The organism is Vulcanimicrobium alpinum (assembly GCF_027923555.1).
GTDB classification, from domain to species: Bacteria; Vulcanimicrobiota; Vulcanimicrobiia; order Vulcanimicrobiales; family Vulcanimicrobiaceae; genus Vulcanimicrobium; species Vulcanimicrobium alpinum.
The window spans coordinates 1,094,487-1,115,792 of the sequence record NZ_AP025523.1 but is presented as its reverse complement, the minus strand read 5'-3'; the positions used below and the strand labels follow the sequence as shown (position 1 = coordinate 1,115,792).

The following is a 21,306-nucleotide window of genomic DNA, read 5'->3' as shown; positions in this document are numbered from 1 at the left end:
CGTGACGGCGATGGAAGCGGTGAAGATCGGGCTCCTCGGTATCGGAACCGTCGGCAGCGGCACGTTCCGCGTCCTGGAACGGAATCGCGAGGAGATCGCGCGGCGTGCGGGACGCCGTATCGAGATCGCATGGGTCGCCGCACGCGACGTCGCCAAGGCGCGCGCCGTCGTCGGCGACGCGATCCCGGTGGTGACCGACGCGGTCGCCGCCGTCGCCGATCCGGCGATCGACATCGTCGTCGAGGTGATCGGCGGCACCGGCGTCGCGAAAGACGCGATCCTCGCCGCGATCGCGCACGGCAAGCACATCGTGACCGCCAACAAAGCGCTCCTCGCGCTGCACGGCGGCGAGATCTTCGCGGCCGCGAGCGCCCGCGGCGCGATGATCGCATTCGAAGGCGCCGTCTCGGGCTGCATCCCCACGATCAAGGTTCTGCGCGAGGGCCTGGCCGCGAACCGCATCGAGTGGATCGCCGGGATCGTCAACGGCACCAGCAACTTCATCCTCTCGGAGATGCGCGCGAAGGGGCTGCCGTTCGCGGACGCACTGAGCGAAGCGCAGGTGCTCGGCTACGCCGAAGCCGACCCGACCTTCGACGTCGAGGGGATCGACGCGGCGCACAAGCTCACCCTGCTCTCCGCGATCGGCTTCGGGATCCCGGTGCAGTTCGACAAAGCCTACGTCGAAGGGATCACCGCGCTCACCGACCGCGACATGACGTATGCGGAAAAGCTCGGCTATCGCATCAAGCTGCTGGGCATCGCGCGGCGCACGGCGCGCGGGATCGAACTGCGCGTTCACCCCACGCTGATCCCCGCCTCGCGCCTGATTGCCAGCGTCGACGGCGCGATGAACGCAATCCTGGTGAAAGCGGACGCCGCCGGCGTCACCCTCTACTACGGCGCGGGTGCAGGCTCGGAACCCACCGCATCCGCCGTTCTCGCCGACGTGATCGACGTGACGCGCCTCATGCGCGCGGAACCGCAGGAACGCGTCCCGTATCTCGCCTTCCAGCCCGACGCGCTCAGCGACGTCGGCATCCTGCCGATGGCCGAGGTCGAGACGTCGTACTACCTGCGCGTGCGCGTTCGCGACGACGTCGGCGTTCTCGCCGATCTGGCTCGGACGCTCGCCGACGCGGGCATCTCGATCGATGCGATGCTCCAGCAGGGCCCGGGCGACGATCGCGGCGAGACCGACATCGTGATCCTCACGCATCCCACTCGCGAACGCAGCTTCGACGCGGCGATGGAGCGCATCGTCGCGCTCCCGGCGGTCCGCCCCGGCTACTCGCGCATCCGCCGCGAGGACCTCGGCTGATGAGCGCGGGCGCGCCGGATGCGATCGGGCCGGTGCGGCAATGAAGACGCAGATCGGCGTGATGGGCTCGGCAGGCGGCCTCATCACCGACGACGAGCTCGCGCTGGCGCGGCGCATCGGCACGCGCATCGCCGAGTGCGACTGCATCATCGTGACGGGCGCGTGTCCCGGGCTGCCGCACGCGGCGGTGCTGGGCGCGCACGACGCCGGCGGCGCGAGCCTCGGCGTCTCGCCCGCGCACTCGCGCGAAGAGCACGTACGGGTCTTCGAATCGCCGCTCGAGCCGTATTCGGCGATCGTCTTCACCGGATCGGGGCTGATGGGACGCGAGGTGCACAACATCCACAGCTCCGACTTCGTGCTGTTCCTCGGCGGCCGCAGCGGGACGCTGGGCGAGTTCGCGATCGCGTATGACGAAGGGAAGCTGATCGGCGTACTGCGCCACTCCGGCGGGATCTCGGATCAGTTCGAGCACATCGCATCGCTCGTTCACAAAGAGACGGGCGCCGTGATCCTCGAGGACGATGACCCGGAACGCCTCGTCGACGCCTGCCTGGAGCGCTTTCAGCGCGGAGACCGGCCCTCCGCGATGGCGTTCAGCGACGGCAAGCACCGAACGGACGGCGTGCGTGGCTGATCTCACCTTCGTCGGTGCGGCGGGCGTCGTCACCGGGAGCAAGCATCTCCTGACGACGCACGGCAAGCACGTGTTCGTCGATTGCGGGCTGTTTCAGGGGACCGCCGACGTCACCGCGCTCAACAGCGCGCCGCTTCCGATCGCACCGCGCGACGTCGATGCCGTCGCAATCACCCACGGCCACCTCGATCACGTCGGATATCTTCCCAAACTCGTGCGCGACGGATATCGCGGTTCGATCTTCTGCACGCCGCCGACGGCGGGGCTCATCGAGATCGTCCTCGAGGACGCCGCGCATCTGCAGACGCATCTGCACGACCGCGGCTATCACCGCGAAGCCGGCGCGCTGCCGCCGCTCTACGACGAGGACGACGTCGCCCAAGTCCTGCGCCAACTGCGCACCGTTCCGCTGGAGACGGAGTTCGACGTGTGCGGCGTCACCATGCGGTACCGCAACGCCGGGCACATCCTGGGCTCCGCGTTCGTCGACGCGCACGTCGAGGGGGCGCGCGTGATCTTCTCCGGCGATCTCGGCCGCTACGGACGGCCGCTGCTCGACGACCCGGCGCCGCTCGACACGGCCGACGTCGTCGTGATGGAAGCGACATACGGCGACCGCGTTCACCCGGCCGACCCGCTGGGCGAGTTCGAGAGCGCGCTCGCGGCAGGCATCGCGCGCGGCGGCACGATCGTGATCCCGGCGTTCGCCGTCGAGCGAACGCAAGACATCCTGCTGTCGATCGGCGTCCTGCAAGGGACGAATCCCGCGATCGCTGCGGTACCGGTGCACCTCGACAGCCCGATGGCGATCAAAGTGGACGCGCTCTTCGCGCAGTTCCCGGACGCGCACAAACCGATCCCGCAGTCGCCGGGGCCGTTCGGTTGCCGCAACCTCCAGGTGTACGTGACGACCGACGAATCGAAGCAGCTCAACGCGCTGCAGGGGCCCGCCATCGTCATCGCATCGAGCGGGATGGCGACCGGAGGGCGCATCCTGCACCACCTGCACAATCATCTCGGCGACCCGCGCGCGACGATCCTGGTCTGCGGCTATCAGAGTCCGGGGACGCTCGGCAACCTGCTCGTGCACGGATGCCGGCAGGTTCGCATCTTCGGCGACATGCTGCGGGTGCAGGCCGCGATCGTCAACCTCGCCGGATACAGCGCACACGCAGACCAGGCCGAACTGCTCCGCTGGCTCGGCACCCTGTCGTCGTCACCGCGTGTCTACGCGGTCCACGGCGACCCCGACGTCGTGCAGACGTTCTGCGGCGTCGTCGCATCGCGGCTGCATTTTCAAGCCGAGCCGGCGGAGCGGGGGATGACGGTCACGATCGGCGCCGCTCAGCCCGCCAGCCACACGTAGCGCGCGATCAGCAGCGCCGCCACCACGTAGAGCGGCACGGCGACGTCGCGCGCGCGTCCGCTGCACAGTGCGATCGCAGCGTACGAGATCATCCCGAAGCTGACGCCGTTCGCGATCGAGAACGTCAGCGGCATCGCGACGATCGTCAGAAACGCCGGAACCGCGACGGCGTAGTCGTCCCAGCGGATTCGGCGCACCCCGTCGAACATCAGGGCACCCACGACAATGAGCGCGGGCGCGGTGGCGGCGGCCGGCACGATCGTCGCCAGCGGCCACGCAAAGATCGCGCACCCGAAGAGCGCCGCGACCACAACGGCCGTCAAGCCGGTGCGGCCGCCTTCTTCGATCCCGCTCGCGCTCTCGCGTAGGTCGTCGTCGTGCTCGTGCCGAGCACCGCGCCGATCATCGCGGCGAGACCGTCGCAGGCGAAGGTCCGGCGGGCGCGCGGCAGGTCCCCTTCAGGGGTGAGAAACCCGGCTTTCTCCGCCAGCCCGACGAGCGTTCCGGTCGCATCGAAGAAATCGACCACGAAGAACGTGAACACGACCGAGACGATCCCCAGACCGATTGCACCGCGCAGATCGAGCGCGCCGATCAGACCGCTCGGCCACGACGGCGGCGCGACGACGCCGTGCGCGAAGCCGCCGAACGCGACGAGATGCCCCGCAGCGTCCGGATAGACGGCCGCCCGCGTGACGATCGCCGCGATCGTCGCGCCGGCGATCCCGTACACGATCGCACCCGTGATACGCCGCACCAGCAGCACCACGGTAACGAGCAGGCCGAAGACCGCGACCAGCACCGGCGGACCGAAGGCGCCGAGCGTGACGAACGTCGCCGGATTGGCGATCACGACACCGGCATTTTTCATCCCGAGGAATGCCAGGAACACGCCGATCCCGGCCGCGATCGCGAACTTGAGATCGTTCGGGATCGCACGCACGATCGCTTGCCGCACGCCCGCGAGCGAGAGCACGACGAAGAGCGCACCGGAGATGAAGACCGCGCCGAGCGCTGTCTCCCAGGCGATCTTCTGCCCGATCACCACCGAGAACGCGAAGTACGCGTTAAGTCCCATCCCGGGCGCCTGCGCGAACGGATAGCGCGCGACGACGCCCATCAGCAGGCTCCCTGCGGCGGCCGCGAGGGCCGTGACGATCAGCAGCTTCTCGAAACCGCCGTCGATCCGGATGGCGGTTCCCAGCACCTGGGGGTTCACGAACAGCACGTACGACATCGTGAGGAACGTCGTGAGCCCGGCCCGCAGCTCGCGCGGGATCGACGAACCGGCGGCGCTGATCCCGAAATAGCGATCGAGCATCCGCGTCCTTGCGACGCGCAGGCGAACGGCCCTGCCGTCGCGGCGTCGAACCTCGCATCGTGCAAGGCATCGCCCACTATCGGGGACACCCGTACCACTTCATGCTGATTCCGTTTCCGGTCGCCTTCTGGACCGGCGCCCTGATCACCGACGGGATCGGTGCGTTCACCCACGATCCGTTCTGGTTCCGGATGAGCGTCGTGCTGATCGCAATGGGCAGCGTCGCCGGATTCGCGGCGGCGATCGCCGGCTACATCGACTACCGCACCGCGCCGATGACGCGCAAAGCACAATCACTCGCCGACGGTCACCTCAAGTGGAGCCTCGGCACGATCGTCCTCTACCCGATCGCGTGGGCGTTGCGCGCGCAGGATCACGCCTCGCTCGCCGGGATCGCCGTCTCGATCGCGGGATCGGCGCTGCTGTTCGTCAGCGCCTTCCTCGGCAGCGAGCTGACGAACCGCCACAAAGTCGGCATCACCGAAGAACCCGCCCCATCACGCTGAGCCTGTCGAAGCGCCGCCGCTATCGGCCCTTCAGCATCACCCGAGCAGCGTTCCATCCCGCCGCACCCATCACGCCGCCGCCGGGGTGCGCCGCGGCACCGCACAAAAACAGCCGCCGCACCGGCGTCTTGTAATCGGCCCAGCCCGGTGCGGGACGGAACATGAACAGCTTGTTGAGCCCCATCGCACCCTGAAAAATGTTCCCGCCGGTGAGATTGAACGTCGACTCGATGTCGAGCGGGCTGAGCACCTGTCGATCGATCATAGACGACGTGAACCCGGGCGCATAGCGTTCCACCTGCGCGAAGCACGCGTCGGCGAAGGCATTCTTCGCCGCGTCGTCCCAGCTGCCGTCCTTGAGGTGATACGGCGCGTACTGGCAGAACATCGACATCAGATGCTTGCCCGGCGGCGCGACCGTCGCGTCGACCGACGACGGGATCGTGCACTCGACGATCGGCTCGCGCGACCAGCGGCCGTACTTCGCGTCGTCGTAGCCGCGTTCGATGAAATCCTGATCCGGGCAGAGGTGGATCGTGCCGCGGTGCTGCGGGCCGGCCTCGCTTCCGGGACACGCGGTAAAATTCGGCAGCGCGTCGAGCGCGACGTTGATCTTCGCCGACGCGCTCCCGTAATCGATGCGCTTGATCTCGGCGAGGAAGTCCTCGGGCAGCTGCGACGGCTCGAGAAAGCGCTCGAAGGTCAGCCGGCAATCGACACCGCTCGCGACATTGCGCGCACGGTACTCATCGCCGTTGGCGAGGACCACGCCGGTCGCAGCGTTGTCCTCGACGAGAATCTTCGTGACCTCAGCTTCGGTGCGAATCTGGACGCCCAGATCGCGCGCCGCTTTTTCGAGCGCCTGCGAGAGGCCGCCCATCCCGCCGCGCACGTAGCTCCACACGCCGCGCGCGCCGTTCGTCTCGCCCATCACGTGATGGAAGAGCACGTACGCGGTTCCGGGCACCGACGGCGCGGCGAACGCACCGATGATCGCATCGGTCGCGAGCGTCGCCTTGAGTTCTTCGCTTTCGAACCAGCGGTCGAGGATCGGGCGCGCCGCGCCGGTGAGGATCTCGATCGCCTCGCCCATCGCGCCGTCGAGCTTCTTCAACTTTAGGCCGAGCTGACCGAGTCCGATGAGATCGCCCATCCCGGGCCGGACGGGGTTCGGCGGCGTCTGCACCAGCGTCGGTTCGATCACGGTCGCGACGCGTTCCAGCATCGCGACGTACTGCGGGTACGCCGCCGCATCGCGTGCGCTGAACTTCGCGATCTCCCGTTCGTTCATCGCTTCGTCGGGGCCGAGCATCAGGTACCGGCCGTCCGGGAACGGTGAGAACGACGACGGGTTCCGCTCGACGACTTCGAAGCCGTAGTCCTTCAGGCGCAGATCGCGAATGATCTCCGGCCGGAAGAGACTGTTGACGTAGGCGGCGGTCGAGACTTTGAAGCCGGGGAACGTCCGCTCTTCGGTGACGCACGCGCCGCCGACGAGATAACGCCGTTCGAGCAGCAGCACTTTCCACTTCGCGCGCGCGAGGTAACACGCGGTGACCAAGCCGTTGTGTCCGCCGCCGATGATGATCGCGTCGTACGTCGTCGCCATGCGTTCGTCGTACGGTCCCCGGCCGAGCGCTCCTTTCCGGTATCGTCGCGCGGGGCGCTGCGGAACCGGCCGCGCCGTGCCGCCGTCTCATCGCGGGATGTCCTCCCTCTTCTCTTCTCGCGAGGTGCGCTTTGCCGCATCGCGCGACGCCGCGCTCGAGCGGCTCCTCGCGTTCGTTCCGCGGGCCGGGCGCACGTACGCCGCGCAGCGCAATTACGACCGCGGTCCGGGACGACACGAGGCCGTCTCGCAGCTCTCGCCCTACGTGCGTCACCGCGTCGTAACGGAAGCCGAGGTGCTCGCGGCCGTGCTTGAACGTCACGGCACGACCGGCGCCGCGAAATTCGTCGACGAAGTGTTTTGGCGAACGTATTGGAAAGGCTGGCTCGAAACGCATCCGGCGGCGTGGACGCGCTACCTTCGTCAGCTCGATCAGCAGCGCGCGGAGATGAACGGCGACGATGCGCGCCGCGCCGATTACGAGCGCGCGATCGCTGGCGCGACCGGGATCGAGCCGTTCGATGCGTGGGTCCGCGAACTCACCTCCGACAACTACCTGCACAATCACGCACGCATGTGGTTCGCAAGCGTTTGGATCTTCACGCTTCGCCTGCCGTGGGAAGTCAAGTCCCAAATCTGCTGTAATTCCGGTTCGTCGATCGCGTAAGTTAGGCTGCTCGTCTGTCTCGTTTTACGGCGGCCGGCTTGGCCACCGTCGTTGCTTTCCATTCGAAGTATTCGGTCATGTCGAAGTAGGCTCGGCTTAACCATTCGTCGTTTTGCTCGGAGAGTAACGCGCCGACCATGCGAATCGCTGCGGCGTCGTTTGGGAAAATGCGAATGACTTTCTCCCGGCGACGAATCTCTTCATTGAGCCGCTCTTGCATGTTGCTCGTGCGCAGTCGCCGACGATATTTCTCCGGCAGCGGCAAGATCGCAAACATGTCTTCGAACGCTCCTTCCAAGCACACGCACGACTTGGGCGCCGTTTCTGCGAAGCGGGCCATGAATTCCGCATATCGACGCTCGGCCTCTTTGCGATCAGTTGCGAGGAAGATCAGCCGAGCTGCAGCGGTTACGTTTTCGCGTTCTTTCTTGGGCGCGTGATCGAGCAAGTTCTTCATCACGTGGAACTGGCAACGCTGCCATGTCGCGCCGACGAATTGCTTGGCGATCGCCTCGCGTAAGCCCGAGTGATTGTCGGAGACGGCAACGTCGACGCCGTGCAAGCCGCGTGCTTTGAGGCCGCGAAAGAACTCGTTCCACGTCGCAAAGCTCTCCGAATCGCCGATCGAAAGACCAAGGATCTCGCGGTATCCGTCAGCACGAATGCCGCTCGCGATGAGCAGCGCTTTGCTGACGACGCTCTTGTCGGTGCGCACCTTCGTGAAGAGCGCGTCAACGATGATGAACGGGTACGCCGCGTCGAGCCGGCGATTCAAGAATCCCGCGACCGGCTCGTCAAGGGCCTTCGCGAGGCGACTGACCGTCGACTTCGAAAACGACGTCCCACACAGACCTTCGGTTATCCGCGTGACCTTCCGCGTCGAGACGCCGTTGACGACCATCTCCATCAGGCCCACGACAAAGGCTTGTTCGCTGCGGCGATAACGCTCAAAGATGTCGGTTGAGAAGCTGCCGTCGCGCGTCTGCGGCACGCGCAGGACCAGCGATCCGACGCGGGTCGAGAGCTGTCGATCGCGATACCCATTCCGATAGCCCTCCCGTTCTTGACAGCGTTCGTACCGCTCGGCGCCCAGATGATCGCGCATCTGCGCCTCGAGCACTTGGTTCAAAATCGTTTCGACGAGCTTCCCGAGCGCCGCAGGTTGATCGAGCAACGCTGGAATCGCGTCGCGGGATAGGGTAAGATCGTAATCGGCCACCGTTCCGGTCCTTTCGATTGAAGTGTTGTCAACGTCAATCTTCGAACCGGAGCGGTGGCTACCCGCCCGCTGAATTTACATCAATTATAGGGACTCTGCCGCCGTGGGAACTCGGCGCCGACTTCTTTCTGCAGCATCTGCTGGACGGCGATCAAGCCGCAAACACCCTCTCGTGGCGTTGGGTCGCCGGCCTGCACACGCGGGGGAAGACGTATCTCGCGCGACGCGACAACATTCGCCGCTACACCGAGGAGCGGCTCGATCCGGGAGTGCGTCTGGCGGCATCGGCGCCGCCGCTCGCGGACGACATGATTCCGGCGATTCCGCTCGCATTGCCGCCGACGCGCCCGGCGGCAGGCCATCGCGACCTGCTGTTGCTGCACGACGACGATCTCGGCATCGCGTCGTTCGCTCCCAACGGCATCGCGCCGGCCGTCGCGTGCGCGTTCATCGCAGCCGATGCGCGGTCGCCGAACGGGGTCGCACCCCCGGTCCGCGCATTCGCGCGCGCTCTGGCAGCGGATGCACTGGCGCACGCGGAACGCGATCGGTCGATCCCCGCCGGCCCCGTCATCGACGGCGGCGACGCGGCCGGCGCCGCCGCAGACCTGCAGCGCGTCGCCGCTCGATTCGGCACGACGCGCGTCGTCGTGACGTTCGCGCCGGTCGGCCCGGCGCGCGACGCGCTCGATGCGCTGCGCGCACAGCTCGCAAGGAGCGGCCTCGAATGGAGCGAGGTCGCGCGAGACTACGACGCGGTGACGTGGCCCTTCGCGACGCGCGGTTTCTTCGGGCTGCGCGCGCGCATCCCGGCGATCGTGCGCGAACTCGGCCTCGACGGCTCGGACTGACACACCGGACAGAAGTACAGGGTGCGCGCCGCCATCGCCGCCCGCTCGATCGTGCTCCCGCAGATGCGGCACGGCTGTCCGGTGCGATGATAGACGTAGTACTGCTCGCCGCGCCGGACCGCACCGCGCGGATGCGGCCGGTCCGCAGGCCGCGTGGTCACGATCCTTCCGCGTTCCTCGCCGTCGCGGAGCAGCATGCGGGCGTCCTTCCACAACGCGAGGATCTGCGCGCGCGCGAGCGACCGTCCCGGCGCCGCCGGCGAGATCCGCGCGCGAAAGAGCAGTTCCGCGCGATACACGTTCCCAATCCCGGCGACGACGCGCTGATCCATCAGCAAGACGCCGATCGGCGCGGCGCTGCGCATGATCCGCGCGATCGCCGCCGCCGGGCGAGCATCCTCACGCAGCGGATCGGGACCGATGCGGTCGAGGATCAGCCGCCGCTCGTTGTCGTCGACGAGATCGCAGGCCGTCGGTCCGCTCAGCGTCATCCAGCCGCGCTCACCCGAGACGCGCATGCGCACGGCGCCGCGCGGCGGAGGCGGTTCCCCCGTCCCGGTGCGGAACTTCCCGAACAATCCCAAGTGCACGTGCACCCAGACGTCGCCGGCGAACGCATAGAAGAGGTGCTTGCCATAGGCATCGATCGCGAGCAGTTCGCGACCGTCCAGGAGTGCCGCGCCGTGCGCAAACCGCCCTTGCGGTGAGTCGACGCGAACGGCGCCGCCGGCGAGCAGGCCGCGCTGGATGCGCGCGGCCCGGTGAATCGTGTGTCCTTCCGGCATCGCGACTCAGACCGGCGGAGCGACCCCGGCGGTTCCCGCTTACGTTTCGATTACGAAGCGCTCGTGCGCGCCCGGTAAGGGCCCGCGCGCATCATCGCGCCATGAATGCTTCAGAACACCGGTTGCCGCTCCGCATCGGCACGATCGCGATGTGGTCCCTCTGGGCGGCGGGCGCCGCGCGGGTCAGCGGAGGGCCTGCCGGCCTCCTCGCGCTCATCGCACTTGCCCTCGCGGGCGCTGTCGCGACCCTCTACGGACTCGAGTCCGATCGAGACTGGTCGGACCCGATGGAACAGGGACCCAGCGAGGCGCCGTCGCCTCGCCGGCGAGATGGTCATCTGCTGCGCGCGGCGGTGTCACGCCGTCGCCGCGCCTTGCGTCCGGCACGTGCGCGCTTCGCGATCGCGTAGCGACGACGTCCGACGGGAGTGCGCCGGAAGCAGTCGCCGCTAGCGACGTTTCGAACCGGGCTCGCGTGGGGGCAGCGCCGCGACCACGCCGAGCGACCTCGTGATCCATTTCTTGAGCGCCGCATCGGTGCGATAACCGACCGGATCGACGAGCACGAATCCGGTCGGGCTGCGCCCGCCGAATTCCATCGGCCGGACATGCGGCTGTGCGAGGGCCTCACGGTAACCGTCGCGTCCGACGCGAACCATCAGTGCCTCGCGCGAGACGCCGCAGCACATATGGCCGTCGACCATGAAACAGATCCCGCCCATCATCTTCCGTTCGACGACGCTGCGCGCGGAGAGCGCGCTCCGAACCCGCGCCGCGGTCGTCTCGTCGTAGGCCATGTCAGAACGATCGTCTTTCCGCATGACGACGCGGATTTGACCGCTGCGTGGCCACGCAAACGCTCGTCATCCGTCGCTACCGCGTAACCAGAAACGCCGCGAGCGCGATCGCGACGACGTCTTCGGCGATTGCTGCCGGGAACGCGCCGATCCGCTCGATCAGCACAAGCCGTCCGGAGTGGCCGCCGTACGTCCCCGCGAGCGCCCCGGCGATTCCCGCGACCGCGCCGGCGACGGCCGATCCACCGTGATCTGCGGCGATCAGCCAGCCGGCGATCGCGCCGCTCAACGGCCGAATCACGATCGACGGCAGCGCCGTCCGCGACGGGATCCACGGCATCGCGTCGGCGATGTACTCGCCGACCGCCGCAATCGCAAGGACGATTCCGGCGATTCCACCGCGTGCAAGCGTCACCGCCGCCAAGCCGGTAAAGGTCCGCAGGCCGGAGACGACGCCGATCCCCAGCGCGAGCAGCAAGGTGACCATCCTCGCAAGTATACGCTATCCGCAAGGCACGCGGTAGCGACGATTCACCGTGCCGTCCGGCAGCATCGCATCCTCGAGCCGAACCCCTCCGTTCTTTTCGATCACCCGAATCGAGGCCGCATGCTCCGCGCCGCAAGTGACGAGTGCCGATCGCAACCCTCGTTCCGCCAAGCGAGAACGTGCGATGCGCAGTCCCTGCGTCGCGTAGGCGCGATTGCGCGCGCGCGGACGCACCTGATAGCCGATGTTTCCGCCGTCTCGCTCGAGCGCAGGCGTAAGACCAAACCGAAGATAAATTTCGCCGACGACGTGGTCGTCGTCCATAACAAAGTACGTCGCTCCCGGGACGACTTCGGGAAAGGGCCAGCCGCCCTGTTCGAGTCGCGCGAGCATCGCCCGATACGCGTCGTAACCCTGCCACGCAACGTCGTACAACCAGGTATAGAGACCGAGTTCTGCGTGTTCTCGATACTCCGCGAGCATGTCGTCAAATCGCGATCGATGCTCGTCGAGCATCCGGCTCAGGAAGATCACAAGGCGAAGCCTCGCCGCGCATCCAGGCGGCCGCATCCATTCGCCCTGCCTCGTTTTCTTGCGCGGTGAGATGGCAGATGCGGATCGCAGAAAGCGAGAAGTCGTATAAGGAAGCAGGTCTGGTTCATCACCGGAGCCGGCCGCGGCATGGGTGTGGAGTTTGCCAGGGCGGCGTTAGCGGCCGGGCACGCCGTCGTCGCAACGGGACGCAACGCCGAGCGCGTCGGCTCGGCAATCGGGGCCCACGACGACCTCCTGGCGGTCAAGCTCGACGTCACCGACTTGGCTGAGGCGAGAGACGCAGCGCGGGAGGCTTTCGATCGGTTCGGCAGCATCGACGTCCTCGTCAGTAATGCGGGAAACTTCTACTCCGGCTTTTTGAAGATCACGCCCGAGGACGTTCGGGCGCAGGTCGAGACGACACTCTTCGGGCCGATGAACGTCGCCCGTGCGATACTCCCGTACATGCGCGCGCAGCGCTCCGGTCTCGTGGTCGCGATCTCTTCAACCGCGGGCATTGTCGGCCAAGCGTTCTGCACCGCGTACGCCGCTTCCAAGTTCGGAATGGAGGGCTGGATCGAGTCGCTCGCTGCCGAGGTCGAGCCGTTCGGCATCCGCACGATGCTCGTCGAGCCGAGTTTTTTTCGCACCGAACTTCTCGCGCCGGAGTCGACAAAGTATGCGAAGGCCTCGATCGCCGATTACGCCGCGCGCACCGAGGAGACCGTAGCGGCCTGGAAGAGCATGAACGGCAAGCAGGGCGGAGATCCCAGAAAGCTTGCCGACGCAGTCGTCGAGCTCGCGAGACGGAACGAGCCGCCGCCGCGCTTTATCGCGGGCGCGGACGCCGTCGCTGCCGTGGAAAAGAAGGCCCAGGATCTGCTCGCTCAGGCGAATGCGGAGCGCGCGCTATCGAGCGGACTCGGTCTCGACGACGCCTGAGTCGGAACTGCGACGCATTCGTGAACCGGATGGCCGTCCTCGGACGCATCTCGGCGCTTCGCGAATCGCGTTGAAAAAGAGGGTCTTCCGGTTTTGTAGTGGGCGGGCGAGAGGAAATCGGTCGGCCGTCGTAATGCTACGCCATGCGAGACACCGAATTCATCCGCGGGTTGCTGCGCGTCGAAGATCCTTGGGACGTGACCGAATCAAAGCTCGATCTCGAGCGAAATCGGGTCGATGTTCGGCTTGAATGGCAAGGCGTGGGTCGCTGTCCAAAATGCGATCGGGAGTGCCCCAAGCACGATCATCGCGAGCGCGTCTGGCGTGACCTCGATCTGGCCGGCGACCAACTTTTCTTGCACGCCTCCGTACCCCGGATCGATTGTCCCGAGCACGGCGTCACGACCGTTGCGATTCCCTGGTCAAGCGGTCGCACCGAGTTTACGTCGCGCTTCGAGCGTTTGGCGATCGCCCTCCTACTCGAGATGTCCGTCGCGGCGGTCGCGCGTCGCTTGGGCATCAGCTGGGAGCAAGTCGATTCCATTATGCTCCGGGCGGTCGAGCGCGGTAAGCAGCGGCGACTGCCACGTCTTGTGCGGCATCTCGGCATCGACGAGAAGGCCGTCAAAAAGCGGCATCGGTACTTCACGATCGTGTCCGACTTGGACCGCGGCGAGGTCCTGTGGGTCGGTCGCGGTCGCAAGCGCGAATCGATTGACGCTTTCTACGACGGCCTTTCGCACGAACAACTTCATGCCATTGAGGGCATCGCGATGGATATGTGGCAGCCGTACTTCGAGTCGACCGTAGCACACGTGCCCGATGCGGCACGGAAGATCGTCTTCGATAAGTACCACATCACGGCATATCTCACCAAAGCCGTCGATCTCACTCGTCGAGCGATGATGCGTGACAAGACGCTCGACCGAACGGCATTGAAAGGGACTAAGTATTCCTGGTTGCGCTCGTTTGCGAATCTCGACCGCGACGAACGACGTGATCTGAGCGCCTTGCGGAGCCAGTACAAACGCCTTGGCCGCGCGTGGTCGATGAAGGAGCACTTTACGGAGTTCTGGCGATATCGGCGTGAGTCCGCAGCGCGTCGTTTCTTTGCCGATTGGTACCGGTGGGCGACGCACTCTCAATTGCCCGAAATGATCAGCGTCGCGCGCACGCTCAAACGTCACTTTGCGAACATCATCACGTACATTCGCAAGCCGATCACCAATGCGGCAGCCGAGAGCCTCAACAGCAAGATCCAAATGATCAAATTCCGCGCGCGCGGCTATCGCAATGAGGGCCGATTTGCAGCGGCGATTCTATTCCACTGTGGTGGGCTCGACCTCTTGCCCGCCCACCCGAAGTCCTGAAGCGCCGAAAAAGAAACGCGTCCCGAAGATCGGGGCGCGTTCGGACGCTGGTGGAGCTGCCGGGGAGCCGCCCCCCGGGTCCGAAAAGCCGGACTGCCGCTTTCTCCAGGCTCAGCACCGATTTTGTCTTGAGTGCGTCAGCTTCTCGGTACAGGAATCAGTCGCACAGCAGTCTCAGTTGAGTTTCGGATGCCTCTCGAGACGTTCTCCGCATCCTAGCCGGACTTCATGACCGCCTGCAGGGTGGATCCGGCTACCCCCCGCGGACGGTCGCTGTTAAGTGTTGAGCTTAAGCAGCGAGAGCGTATTCGTTGTTCGCGTGTAAAACGCTTGTGATCGTTTTAGGAGGGCTCACAGCTCCGCCTGCTTACGTCAGCCACGGATCTTCCCGTCGAGACTACTCAGCCCCGCGAGCGAGTCCGGTGGTGGACTAGCACTCCTATAACACGGCTGGAGACGCCGAGGTTCCTGCCCCGGCGGCCTCCGCGACGCCGGCGAACCCGTCCCGCCGTAACAGCGCGCCGAGCTCGCGCTTGATCCGCGTGACCAGCGCCGTCCCCCCGTAGACGAGCCCCGTGTAGAGCTGGACCGCGGTCGCCCCGGCCCTGATCTTCGCGTAGGCGTCGGCCCCGCTCGTGATGCCGCCGACGCCGATCAGCATGAGGGCCGGGCCGGCGAGTTCGCGCACCCGGGCCAGCATCGCGGTCGACCGCGCGAACAGCGGCAGGCCCGAAAGACCGCCGGCCTCGCGCGCATAGCTGCTGCGCAGCGGCGGTCGCGCGCGCGTCGTGTTCGCGACAATGATGCCGTCGATGCGCGCCTCGAGCAGCACCGCGACCATCCGCTGGAGCAGGGAATCGTCGATATCCGGCGAGAGCTTGGCGACCAGCGCGGGACGGACCGGCCAGGCGATGGCGGCGAGGCGCGCCAGCAGGTCGGCCAGCCGCTCGGGGTCCAGAAACTCCAGTCCGTTGACGGTGTTGGGACACGAGACGTCGAGCGTGAGGTAGTCGGCGTAGGGCGCAAATCGGCTCGCGAGCGCGACGAAGTCCGCGGCCGGATCGGCGCTGTCGGCATTCGAGGCGAGGTTGATCCCCAGCCCGAGATCGTCCGGGCGGCGCTTCGCACGCAAACGGCCTTCGAGCACTTCCGCGCCGCCGTTGGGGAAGCCCATCCGGTTGATCACCGCGCCGTCTTCCGGAAGCCGGAAAACCCGCGGCCGCGGATTCCCCGCCTGCGGTTTCGGCGTCACGCCGCCGACCTCGACGAATCCGAATCCGTGCGTTCCCATCCGCTCGAACACGCGGCCGTTCTTGTCGAAGCCGGCGGCGAGACCGACCGGGTTGCTCAAGCGGCGGCCGAACAGCGTCGTCTCCAGAATCGGATCGACATCGCGCGGCTGGCCTGGGACGACGTTCGCCTCGAGCGCGCGCAGCGTGACGGCATGCGCGTCTTCGGGATCGAGACGGTGCAGGAACGGACGGGCGAACGGATACGGATCGAACACCGTCAGATCACGAACCGCGCGCCGCCGCCAAGGTTACGCGCGCGTGCGCGCGGGCCGGTCGGCGCCGGTGATCGCCGAGAGAATCCACGAGACGATCGACATCACGAGCGCGCCCCAGAACGCGGGCCAGAAGCCGTCCACCCGCATCCCGAACCCGATCGCGCCGACGAGCCAGAACAGCAGCGCGTTGATGACGAGCGTGAAGAGACCCAGCGTGAGGATCTCGAGCGGAAGGCTGAGCAGCACCAGGATCGGTTTGAGGACCGCGTTGACGATGCCGAGGATCAGCGCCGCGATCAGCGCGCCGACGAACCCCGAGACGTGGATCCCCGGGACCAGATAGGCGACCACGAGCAACGCCGCGGCGTTGACGACGAGTCTGATGACGAAGCCCATGCGTCAGGGTTCTCCTTGCTCGGCGCGTGCGCCCGCCGCGTGACCTGTGCTACCGCCCCGACCCTCGTTCAGGCCGTACAGTCGCGCCATGGCGATCGACGAGTTTCTGCCCCGCGCGGCCGGCCACGTCCGGATCCGGCTCTCCGACGGCTCGGTGCACACCGGAGAGTTCCGCACCGACATCCTCGGACCGACCGCGATCTCCGCCTTTTTTCGCGGAGACGCACGGGACATCTCGCTGCCGATCGAGATGATCGACGCGATCGAGCCCCTGGGGACCGCGAGCGCCCCGTAGCAGCCGCGGTCGCGCGCGCGATCAGCGGCTCAGCGCCTCTTTCACCTGCGACGCGAGCGCCGGCGTCATCCCCTTCACCGCGGCGATCTCGTCGACGGACGCGTTGCGGATCGCGCGCACCGAACCGAACGCCGCCAGCAAACGCTTCTTGCGCACGGGCCCGACCCCCGCGAGCGTGTCGAGGACCGATTTCGTCATCGCCTTGCCGCGTTTGCTGCGGTGGTGCGCGATCGCGAAGCGATGCGCTTCGTCGCGAATCCGCATCACCAGATGCAACCCGGCCGAGTTCGGCGGCAGCACGATCGGCTCGCTGTTGCCGGGGAGATAGAGCCACTCGTTCTCTTTCGCGAGACCGGCGACCGGGATGCCCCACATGTCGAGTTCGCGCATCACCTCGGCGACGGCGTTGAGCTGACCTTTCCCGCCGTCGATCAGCAGCAGATCCGGCTTTTCGTGGAACCGCTCGCGCTTGCGCGCCTGCGCTTCGATCGCGCGCGTCGCCGCGTCGCCGTCCGCGACCGGCGGCCGGTCCGCATCTTGGCGCAGATACCGCAGGCGGCGTCGCAGCGTCTCCTGCATCGATGCGAAGTCGTTCGGCCCCTCGACGGCCTGGATGTTGAAGTGGCGGTAGTCGCTCTTCTTCGGCCGCCCCTCGATAAAGACGACCATTGACGCGACCGAGTTGGTTCCTTGGATGTTCGAGATGTCGTAGCACTCGATGCGATGCGGCGGCTCCGGCAAGTCGAGCCCCGACGCGAGTTCGGTGAGGGCGCTCGCCGACGCGTGCTCGGTCGCCTCCTGGTGCACGAGAAACGCGCGCAGGTTCTGCTCCGCGTTCTTCTTCACCAGCGCGAGATACTCGCGGCGCTCGCCGCGCTGCGGCACGACGATCCGCACGCGCTGGGCCTTGATCTCGGTGAGCCACGCTTCGATCACCGACGCGTCCTCGGGCATCGCCTCGACTTGAATCTCTTTGGGGATCGCGCTCTCGAACCCGGCCCGCCGCCGCGCGCGCGCCTTCACCGCGACCGGCGCCTGCTGGTCGCGCGCGGCGCGCAGCGCGAGCGGCGAGGCGTCGATCTCCGCTTCGAACGCGCCGTTCATCCCGTAATTCCCGGTGCGGGCGGTGTAGAACTGTTTGAGAAACTGCGAGAACAGCTCCGCGTCGCTCTGCTCGCCGGCGCCCTCGAGGATGAAATACTCCTGGCCCAGCAGCTTACCGTCGCGGACCATGAAGACTTGCACGCACGCTTGGCCCTGCGCACGCGCGAACGCCATCAAGTCAACGTCGATCCGCGAGCGCCACACGACCTTCTGCGCTTCGATGGTCCGCCGCACCGCGATGATGCGGTCGCGCAGACGCGCCGCCGCCTCGAAGTTGTAGTGCTCGGCCGCGGCGCTCATCTCGCCCTGCAGCCGCTCGATCAGCGGATCGTAGTGCCCCTCGAGAAACAGGTTGACTTCGTCGACGAGCTTGTCGTAATCGTCTTCGGACTGATACCCGACGCACGGCGCGAGACAGCGTTTGATGTGGTACTGCAAACACGGCCGTTTGCGCTTTCCGTCGATCGGCTCGCGGCAGGTGCGCAGCGGAAAGACGATGCGGATCAGGTCGATCAGTTCGCGCAGGCCCGCGGCATTCGTGTAGGGACCGAAGTAGCGGCCGCCGTCGTCCTTCACCACCCGCGTGAACACGACGCGCGGGAACCGTTCGCTCGTGACTTTCAGATACGGAAAGCGTTTGTCGTCGCGCAGGCGGACGTTGAACGGCGGCTGATGCCGCTTGATCAGGTTCGCTTCGAGGATCAGCGCTTCGATCTCGTTGGTGACGACGATCGTCCGCACGTCGACGACCCGCTGCACCATCCGCAGCGTGCGGTACGGGTGCGCCGCCGAGTCCTGGAAGTACGAGCGCACGCGATTGCGCAGCGACACCGCCTTCCCGATATACAAGATGCGGCCGTCTTCCCCGAGCATCATGTAGACGCCGGGCTGGTCGGAGAGCTGCGAGAGGGTGCGTTCGAGGCGCGACGGCTCGGTCACGACCGCGGGCGGTGCGTTATGCGATGTCGCGTTCGGCTGCGGCGCGCTTGCGGCCGCGCGTCACGATCTTGTAGACGACGAAGGCGACGATCACCACGACAAGCCCGACGATGAACGCGGTCGAAAACTTGTGCAAGGTCGCGTCGAGCGCGTCGACGTTCTTCCCCGCCAAGTTGCCGAGATACGCCAGCCCGAAGCAGAAGATCGCCGAGCCGAGCGCCGTGTACGTCACGAAATAGCGCTTCTGCATCCGCGCAACGCCGGCGGGGAACGCGGCAACGCCGCGGATGAACGGGATGAACCGGCACCAGAACACCGTCTGGTTGCCGAAGCGCTCGTAGAACCCGTGGACGCGCACGAGCTCTTTCTGCTTGAACCCGATGTATTTTCCGTACCGCTCGAGGAACGGTTCGCCTCCGTAGTAGCCCACCGCGTAGAGGAGCGCGCCGCCGACGACTTCGCCCGCGGTCCCCACCAGCCCGACGAGCAGCCACGTCGCCACCCCCGGGATCCCCGGAAAATGACCCTGCGCCGCGAGGCCGCCCGCCGTCGGCATCACGATCTCCGTCCCCGCCGGCGCGCCCATGTTGCCGAGCATCATCACGATGAACAGCCCGGCGTAGCCGAGATGGACGACGACGTCGTGAACGATGTGGGTCAACTGTTCCATGCGCGCCTCAGGATCTCGGCAGCGAGTCCGCCGCCTTCGGTCCGGATCGCTTCGAACAGATCGAGCGGCTCGATCTCATGGTCTCCCGCGAGACGCTCTGCGATTTCTACGATCTTCCGCACCCGAGGTGTCACCAGGATGCCCTCCCACGTGCGGCCGTCACCGGTACCGAGGGAGCGCTTGATCTCCGCGTGGATGCGAGAAGGCTCGACGCCGACGGCGGCGAGCCGAGCGTCGACGCTGCCGTCGTGCTCCTCGAGCAGTGCGTAGAGCATGTGCTCGGCGCCCACGTAGTAGTGGTTATGGTTCCGGCACTCTTGCTCCGCGGCTCGGAGCACGCGTCGGGCTGCTGGGCTGAAACGAGAGAACAACGGCGGCCCGCTCGGTGTTGCCGGGACGGCCCGGCATGTGAAATGGTCGGGGCGGCAGGATTTGAACCTGTGACCTCTGCGTCCCGAACGCAGCGCTCTACCAAGCTGAGCTACGCCCCGTAACGGCTTGGACCAAAACCACGGGATTCGCACAGGGCAACTCGCCTCCTTCCGCGGGAACAACGCCCGGCGCAACGAAACCACAGGACGCTTCCATGAGATATCTGATCGTCGGATGCGGGCGCGTAGGGTCGACCCTCGCCAAGCTGCTCGTCGCCGACAAGCACGACGTCGTCGTCGTGGACGAGAATCCCGCCGCGTTCAAACGGCTGGGGAACCGGTTCGGCGGCCAGGTCGAAGTCGGCACCGGCATCGACTACGACGTGCTCAAGCGGGCGGGCGCCGAGCGGGCTGACGGCTTCGTCGCCGTCACCGACGGCGACAATCGCAACGTGATGGCAGCGCTCATCGCCCAGAAGATGTTCCGGATCCCCAAGATCGTCGCGCGCATCTACGATCCGCCGCGCGGCCAGCTCTATCGCGAGCTCGGGATCGAGACGTTCTCGCCGACGACGATCGGCGCGCAGACGATCCGTGACCGCCTGCAGGACGTCGCGTACGCCAGCGTCCCCACCTTCGATTTCGGCAAACTCTCGTCGCTCGTCGCGACGGTCACGCGGGCGCAGGCCGGCAAGCGCGTCGACCTCGTCGAGATGGACGGAAAGATCCGCATCGCCGCGATCCGGCGGCTCGGCAGCGTCAGCGTCGCCTCGCCCGGCGACGTCCTGGTCGAAGGCGACGAGATCAACGCGATCGTCTCGCCCGAAGCGCTCACCCAGTTTGCAGCGGCATTCTCGTCGGCGCGCCCGGAAGCTCGACTGACCGCCTGACGTGTTCATCCTGATCGTCGGCGGCGGCAAGGTCGGCACCTATCTTGCGCGCGGCCTCATCAAGCAGCAGCACGAAGTCGTCGTCATCGAAAAGGACGCGCGCAAAGCGCAGATGATGACGAACCTGCTCGAAACCGACATCGCGATCGTCGGCGACGGCTGCGATCCGAACATCCTCCTGCAGGCGGGCGTCCAGCGCGCCGACGTCGTGGTCGCCGACACCGGCGACGACGAAGACAACCTCGTCGTCTGCATCATCACTAAGAAACACTCGTCGGCGCGCTGTATCGCGCGCGTCAACAACCCGAAGAACAAACTGATCTTCGAGTCGCTCGACGCCGATCGGCCCGTCACCGTGATCTCGTCGACCGAGATCATCCTCGAGATGATCGACGAGCGGGTGAACGTGAACGCCGCGCACCTCGAACCGCTCGCGCGCGTCGGCCACGGCGATCTGGAACTGGTGCAGCTGCGGATCGCCGAGGACAGCCCGGCGCGCGGCAAGCGGATCGCCGAGGTCTCGCTCCCGCGCGGGAGCGTGATCGTCGCGGTCGATCGGGGCGGCGGCGACGTGGTCGTCCCCAACGGCGACACGACGCTGCAGCGCGGCGACGACGTGATCGCTATGATCAAGCGCGACACGCGCTCCGACGTCTGCGCCGCCTTGGTGGGCTGACCGGAGACTAGCCGCGCCGGCGCGTCGTCGTGATGGAGGGGTGCAC

The 21,306-nt window shown here is 66.6% G+C and carries 23 protein-coding genes, 1 tRNA gene, 1 other RNA gene and 1 pseudogene; 11 read left to right on the top strand and 15 right to left on the bottom strand.

Annotated elements, in window-relative coordinates; all coding sequences use genetic code 11:
- Positions 1–10 precede the first annotated feature (10 nt).
- The 3 genes from WPS_RS05520 to WPS_RS05510 are packed head-to-tail and all read left to right on the top strand — an operon-like array spanning position 11 to position 3,324.
- On the top strand, positions 11–1,321 hold the full coding sequence (locus WPS_RS05520) for a homoserine dehydrogenase (RefSeq protein WP_317997496.1): 1,311 nt from the start codon (positions 11–13) through the stop codon (positions 1,319–1,321).
- Between the two features lie 40 nt (positions 1,322–1,361).
- A complete protein-coding gene (locus tag WPS_RS05515; RefSeq protein ID WP_317996853.1) occupies positions 1,362–1,958 on the top strand; it encodes an SLOG cluster 4 domain-containing protein in 597 nt (198 codons plus the stop codon).
- Positions 1,951–3,324, top strand: a complete 1,374-nt coding sequence (locus WPS_RS05510; protein WP_317996852.1) for an MBL fold metallo-hydrolase RNA specificity domain-containing protein — start codon at positions 1,951–1,953, stop codon at positions 3,322–3,324. The genes WPS_RS05515 and WPS_RS05510 overlap by 8 nt, the downstream gene beginning before the upstream one ends.
- On the opposite strand, the gene WPS_RS05505 is transcribed toward WPS_RS05510, so the two are convergent.
- Positions 3,303–3,647 carry a solute carrier family 23 protein gene (locus WPS_RS05505; RefSeq protein ID WP_317996851.1) on the bottom strand — a complete coding sequence of 115 codons (345 nt, stop codon included), beginning with the start codon at positions 3,645–3,647 and terminating at the stop codon, positions 3,303–3,305. The two genes, WPS_RS05510 and WPS_RS05505, sit on opposite strands and share 22 nt — an antisense overlap.
- Positions 3,644–4,645, bottom strand: a complete 1,002-nt coding sequence (locus WPS_RS05500) for an NCS2 family permease (RefSeq protein ID WP_317996850.1) — start codon at positions 4,643–4,645, stop codon at positions 3,644–3,646. Before WPS_RS05500 ends, WPS_RS05505 begins: the two co-directional genes overlap by 4 nt.
- Positions 4,646–4,704: 59 nt before the next feature.
- Here WPS_RS05500 and WPS_RS05495 point away from each other — a divergent pair, with 59 nt between their 5' ends.
- A complete protein-coding gene (locus WPS_RS05495; protein WP_317996849.1) occupies positions 4,705–5,151 on the top strand; it encodes a DUF2231 domain-containing protein in 447 nt (148 codons plus the stop codon).
- Positions 5,152–5,170: 19 nt separating this feature from the next.
- On the opposite strand, the gene WPS_RS05490 is transcribed toward WPS_RS05495, so the two are convergent.
- Entirely contained in the window at positions 5,171–6,760 is a 1,590-nt protein-coding gene (locus tag WPS_RS05490; protein ID WP_317996848.1) for a phytoene desaturase family protein, read from the bottom strand.
- 97 nt (positions 6,761–6,857) lie between these two features.
- Between WPS_RS05490 and WPS_RS05485 the strand changes: the two are divergent.
- A pseudogene (locus tag WPS_RS05485) lies at positions 6,858–7,379 on the top strand (FAD-binding domain-containing protein); the annotation flags it as partial.
- A 49-nt stretch (positions 7,380–7,428) separates the two neighbouring features.
- On the opposite strand, the gene WPS_RS05480 reads toward WPS_RS05485, so the two are convergent.
- Entirely contained in the window at positions 7,429–8,646 is a 1,218-nt protein-coding gene (locus WPS_RS05480; RefSeq protein WP_317994492.1) for an IS256 family transposase, read from the bottom strand.
- A 17-nt stretch (positions 8,647–8,663) separates the two neighbouring features.
- Here WPS_RS05480 and WPS_RS05475 point away from each other — a divergent pair, with 17 nt between their 5' ends.
- Entirely contained in the window at positions 8,664–9,497 is an 834-nt protein-coding gene (locus tag WPS_RS05475) for an FAD-binding domain-containing protein (protein WP_317996846.1), read from the top strand.
- Here the strand turns inward: WPS_RS05475 and WPS_RS05470 are convergent.
- From WPS_RS05470 to WPS_RS05455, 4 genes are all read right to left on the bottom strand, one after another.
- A complete protein-coding gene (locus WPS_RS05470; RefSeq protein WP_317996845.1) occupies positions 9,395–10,282 on the bottom strand; it encodes an Fpg/Nei family DNA glycosylase in 888 nt (295 codons plus the stop codon). The genes WPS_RS05475 and WPS_RS05470 overlap by 103 nt on opposite strands.
- Positions 10,283–10,731: 449 nt before the next feature.
- Positions 10,732–11,079 (bottom strand): TfoX/Sxy family protein, encoded by a 348-nt coding sequence (locus WPS_RS05465; RefSeq protein ID WP_317996844.1) that lies wholly within the window; start codon positions 11,077–11,079, stop codon positions 10,732–10,734.
- Positions 11,080–11,155: 76 nt separating this feature from the next.
- Complete coding sequence (locus WPS_RS05460) at positions 11,156–11,566, bottom strand: hypothetical protein (RefSeq protein ID WP_317996843.1); 411 nt, start codon at positions 11,564–11,566, stop codon at positions 11,156–11,158.
- Between the two features lie 15 nt (positions 11,567–11,581).
- The gene (locus tag WPS_RS05455) at positions 11,582–12,100 is read right to left on the bottom strand and encodes a GNAT family N-acetyltransferase (protein ID WP_317996842.1); all 519 of its coding nucleotides are present in this window, start codon (positions 12,098–12,100) and stop codon (positions 11,582–11,584) included.
- 105 nt (positions 12,101–12,205) lie between these two features.
- Here WPS_RS05455 and WPS_RS05450 point away from each other — a divergent pair, with 105 nt between their 5' ends.
- A complete protein-coding gene (locus tag WPS_RS05450; RefSeq protein WP_317997495.1) occupies positions 12,206–13,042 on the top strand; it encodes an SDR family NAD(P)-dependent oxidoreductase in 837 nt (278 codons plus the stop codon).
- A gap of 143 nt (positions 13,043–13,185) precedes the next feature.
- Positions 13,186–14,412, top strand: a complete 1,227-nt coding sequence (locus WPS_RS05445) for an ISL3 family transposase (RefSeq protein ID WP_317996841.1) — start codon at positions 13,186–13,188, stop codon at positions 14,410–14,412.
- Between the two features lie 48 nt (positions 14,413–14,460).
- Here the strand turns inward: WPS_RS05445 and ssrA are convergent.
- The 3 genes from ssrA to WPS_RS05430 all read right to left on the bottom strand — a co-directional run bounded on the left by ssrA (position 14,461) and on the right by WPS_RS05430 (position 16,315).
- Positions 14,461–14,821, bottom strand: a transfer-messenger RNA (tmRNA) gene (ssrA, locus tag WPS_RS05440).
- A gap of 30 nt (positions 14,822–14,851) precedes the next feature.
- The gene (locus tag WPS_RS05435; protein WP_317996840.1) at positions 14,852–15,919 is read right to left on the bottom strand and encodes a quinone-dependent dihydroorotate dehydrogenase; all 1,068 of its coding nucleotides are present in this window, start codon (positions 15,917–15,919) and stop codon (positions 14,852–14,854) included.
- 33 nt (positions 15,920–15,952) lie between these two features.
- On the bottom strand, positions 15,953–16,315 hold the full coding sequence (locus WPS_RS05430; RefSeq protein WP_317996839.1) for a phage holin family protein: 363 nt from the start codon (positions 16,313–16,315) through the stop codon (positions 15,953–15,955).
- A gap of 88 nt (positions 16,316–16,403) precedes the next feature.
- Between WPS_RS05430 and WPS_RS05425 the strand changes: the two genes are divergently transcribed.
- A complete protein-coding gene (locus WPS_RS05425) occupies positions 16,404–16,610 on the top strand; it encodes a hypothetical protein (RefSeq protein ID WP_317996838.1) in 207 nt (68 codons plus the stop codon).
- 21 nt (positions 16,611–16,631) lie between these two features.
- Here WPS_RS05425 and uvrC read toward each other — a convergent pair whose 3' ends face one another.
- The 4 genes from uvrC to WPS_RS05405 form a co-directional block, all read right to left on the bottom strand.
- Entirely contained in the window at positions 16,632–18,653 is a 2,022-nt protein-coding gene (gene uvrC, locus WPS_RS05420; protein ID WP_317996837.1) for an excinuclease ABC subunit UvrC, read from the bottom strand.
- Between the two features lie 16 nt (positions 18,654–18,669).
- Positions 18,670–19,323 carry a DedA family protein gene (locus tag WPS_RS05415; RefSeq protein WP_317996836.1) on the bottom strand — a complete coding sequence of 218 codons (654 nt, stop codon included), beginning with the start codon at positions 19,321–19,323 and terminating at the stop codon, positions 18,670–18,672.
- Positions 19,311–19,694 carry a Clp protease N-terminal domain-containing protein gene (locus WPS_RS05410; RefSeq protein ID WP_479688263.1) on the bottom strand — a complete coding sequence of 128 codons (384 nt, stop codon included), beginning with the start codon at positions 19,692–19,694 and terminating at the stop codon, positions 19,311–19,313. Before WPS_RS05410 ends, WPS_RS05415 begins: the two co-directional genes overlap by 13 nt.
- A 43-nt stretch (positions 19,695–19,737) precedes the next feature.
- Positions 19,738–19,814 (bottom strand) — tRNA-Pro (locus WPS_RS05405).
- Between the two features lie 95 nt (positions 19,815–19,909).
- Here WPS_RS05405 and WPS_RS05400 point away from each other — a divergent pair.
- On the top strand, positions 19,910–20,584 hold the full coding sequence (locus tag WPS_RS05400; RefSeq protein ID WP_317996834.1) for a potassium channel family protein: 675 nt from the start codon (positions 19,910–19,912) through the stop codon (positions 20,582–20,584).
- Between the two features lies 1 nt (position 20,585).
- On the top strand, positions 20,586–21,260 hold the full coding sequence (locus tag WPS_RS05395) for a potassium channel family protein (RefSeq protein ID WP_317996833.1): 675 nt from the start codon (positions 20,586–20,588) through the stop codon (positions 21,258–21,260).
- Positions 21,261–21,306: the final 46 nt, after the last annotated feature.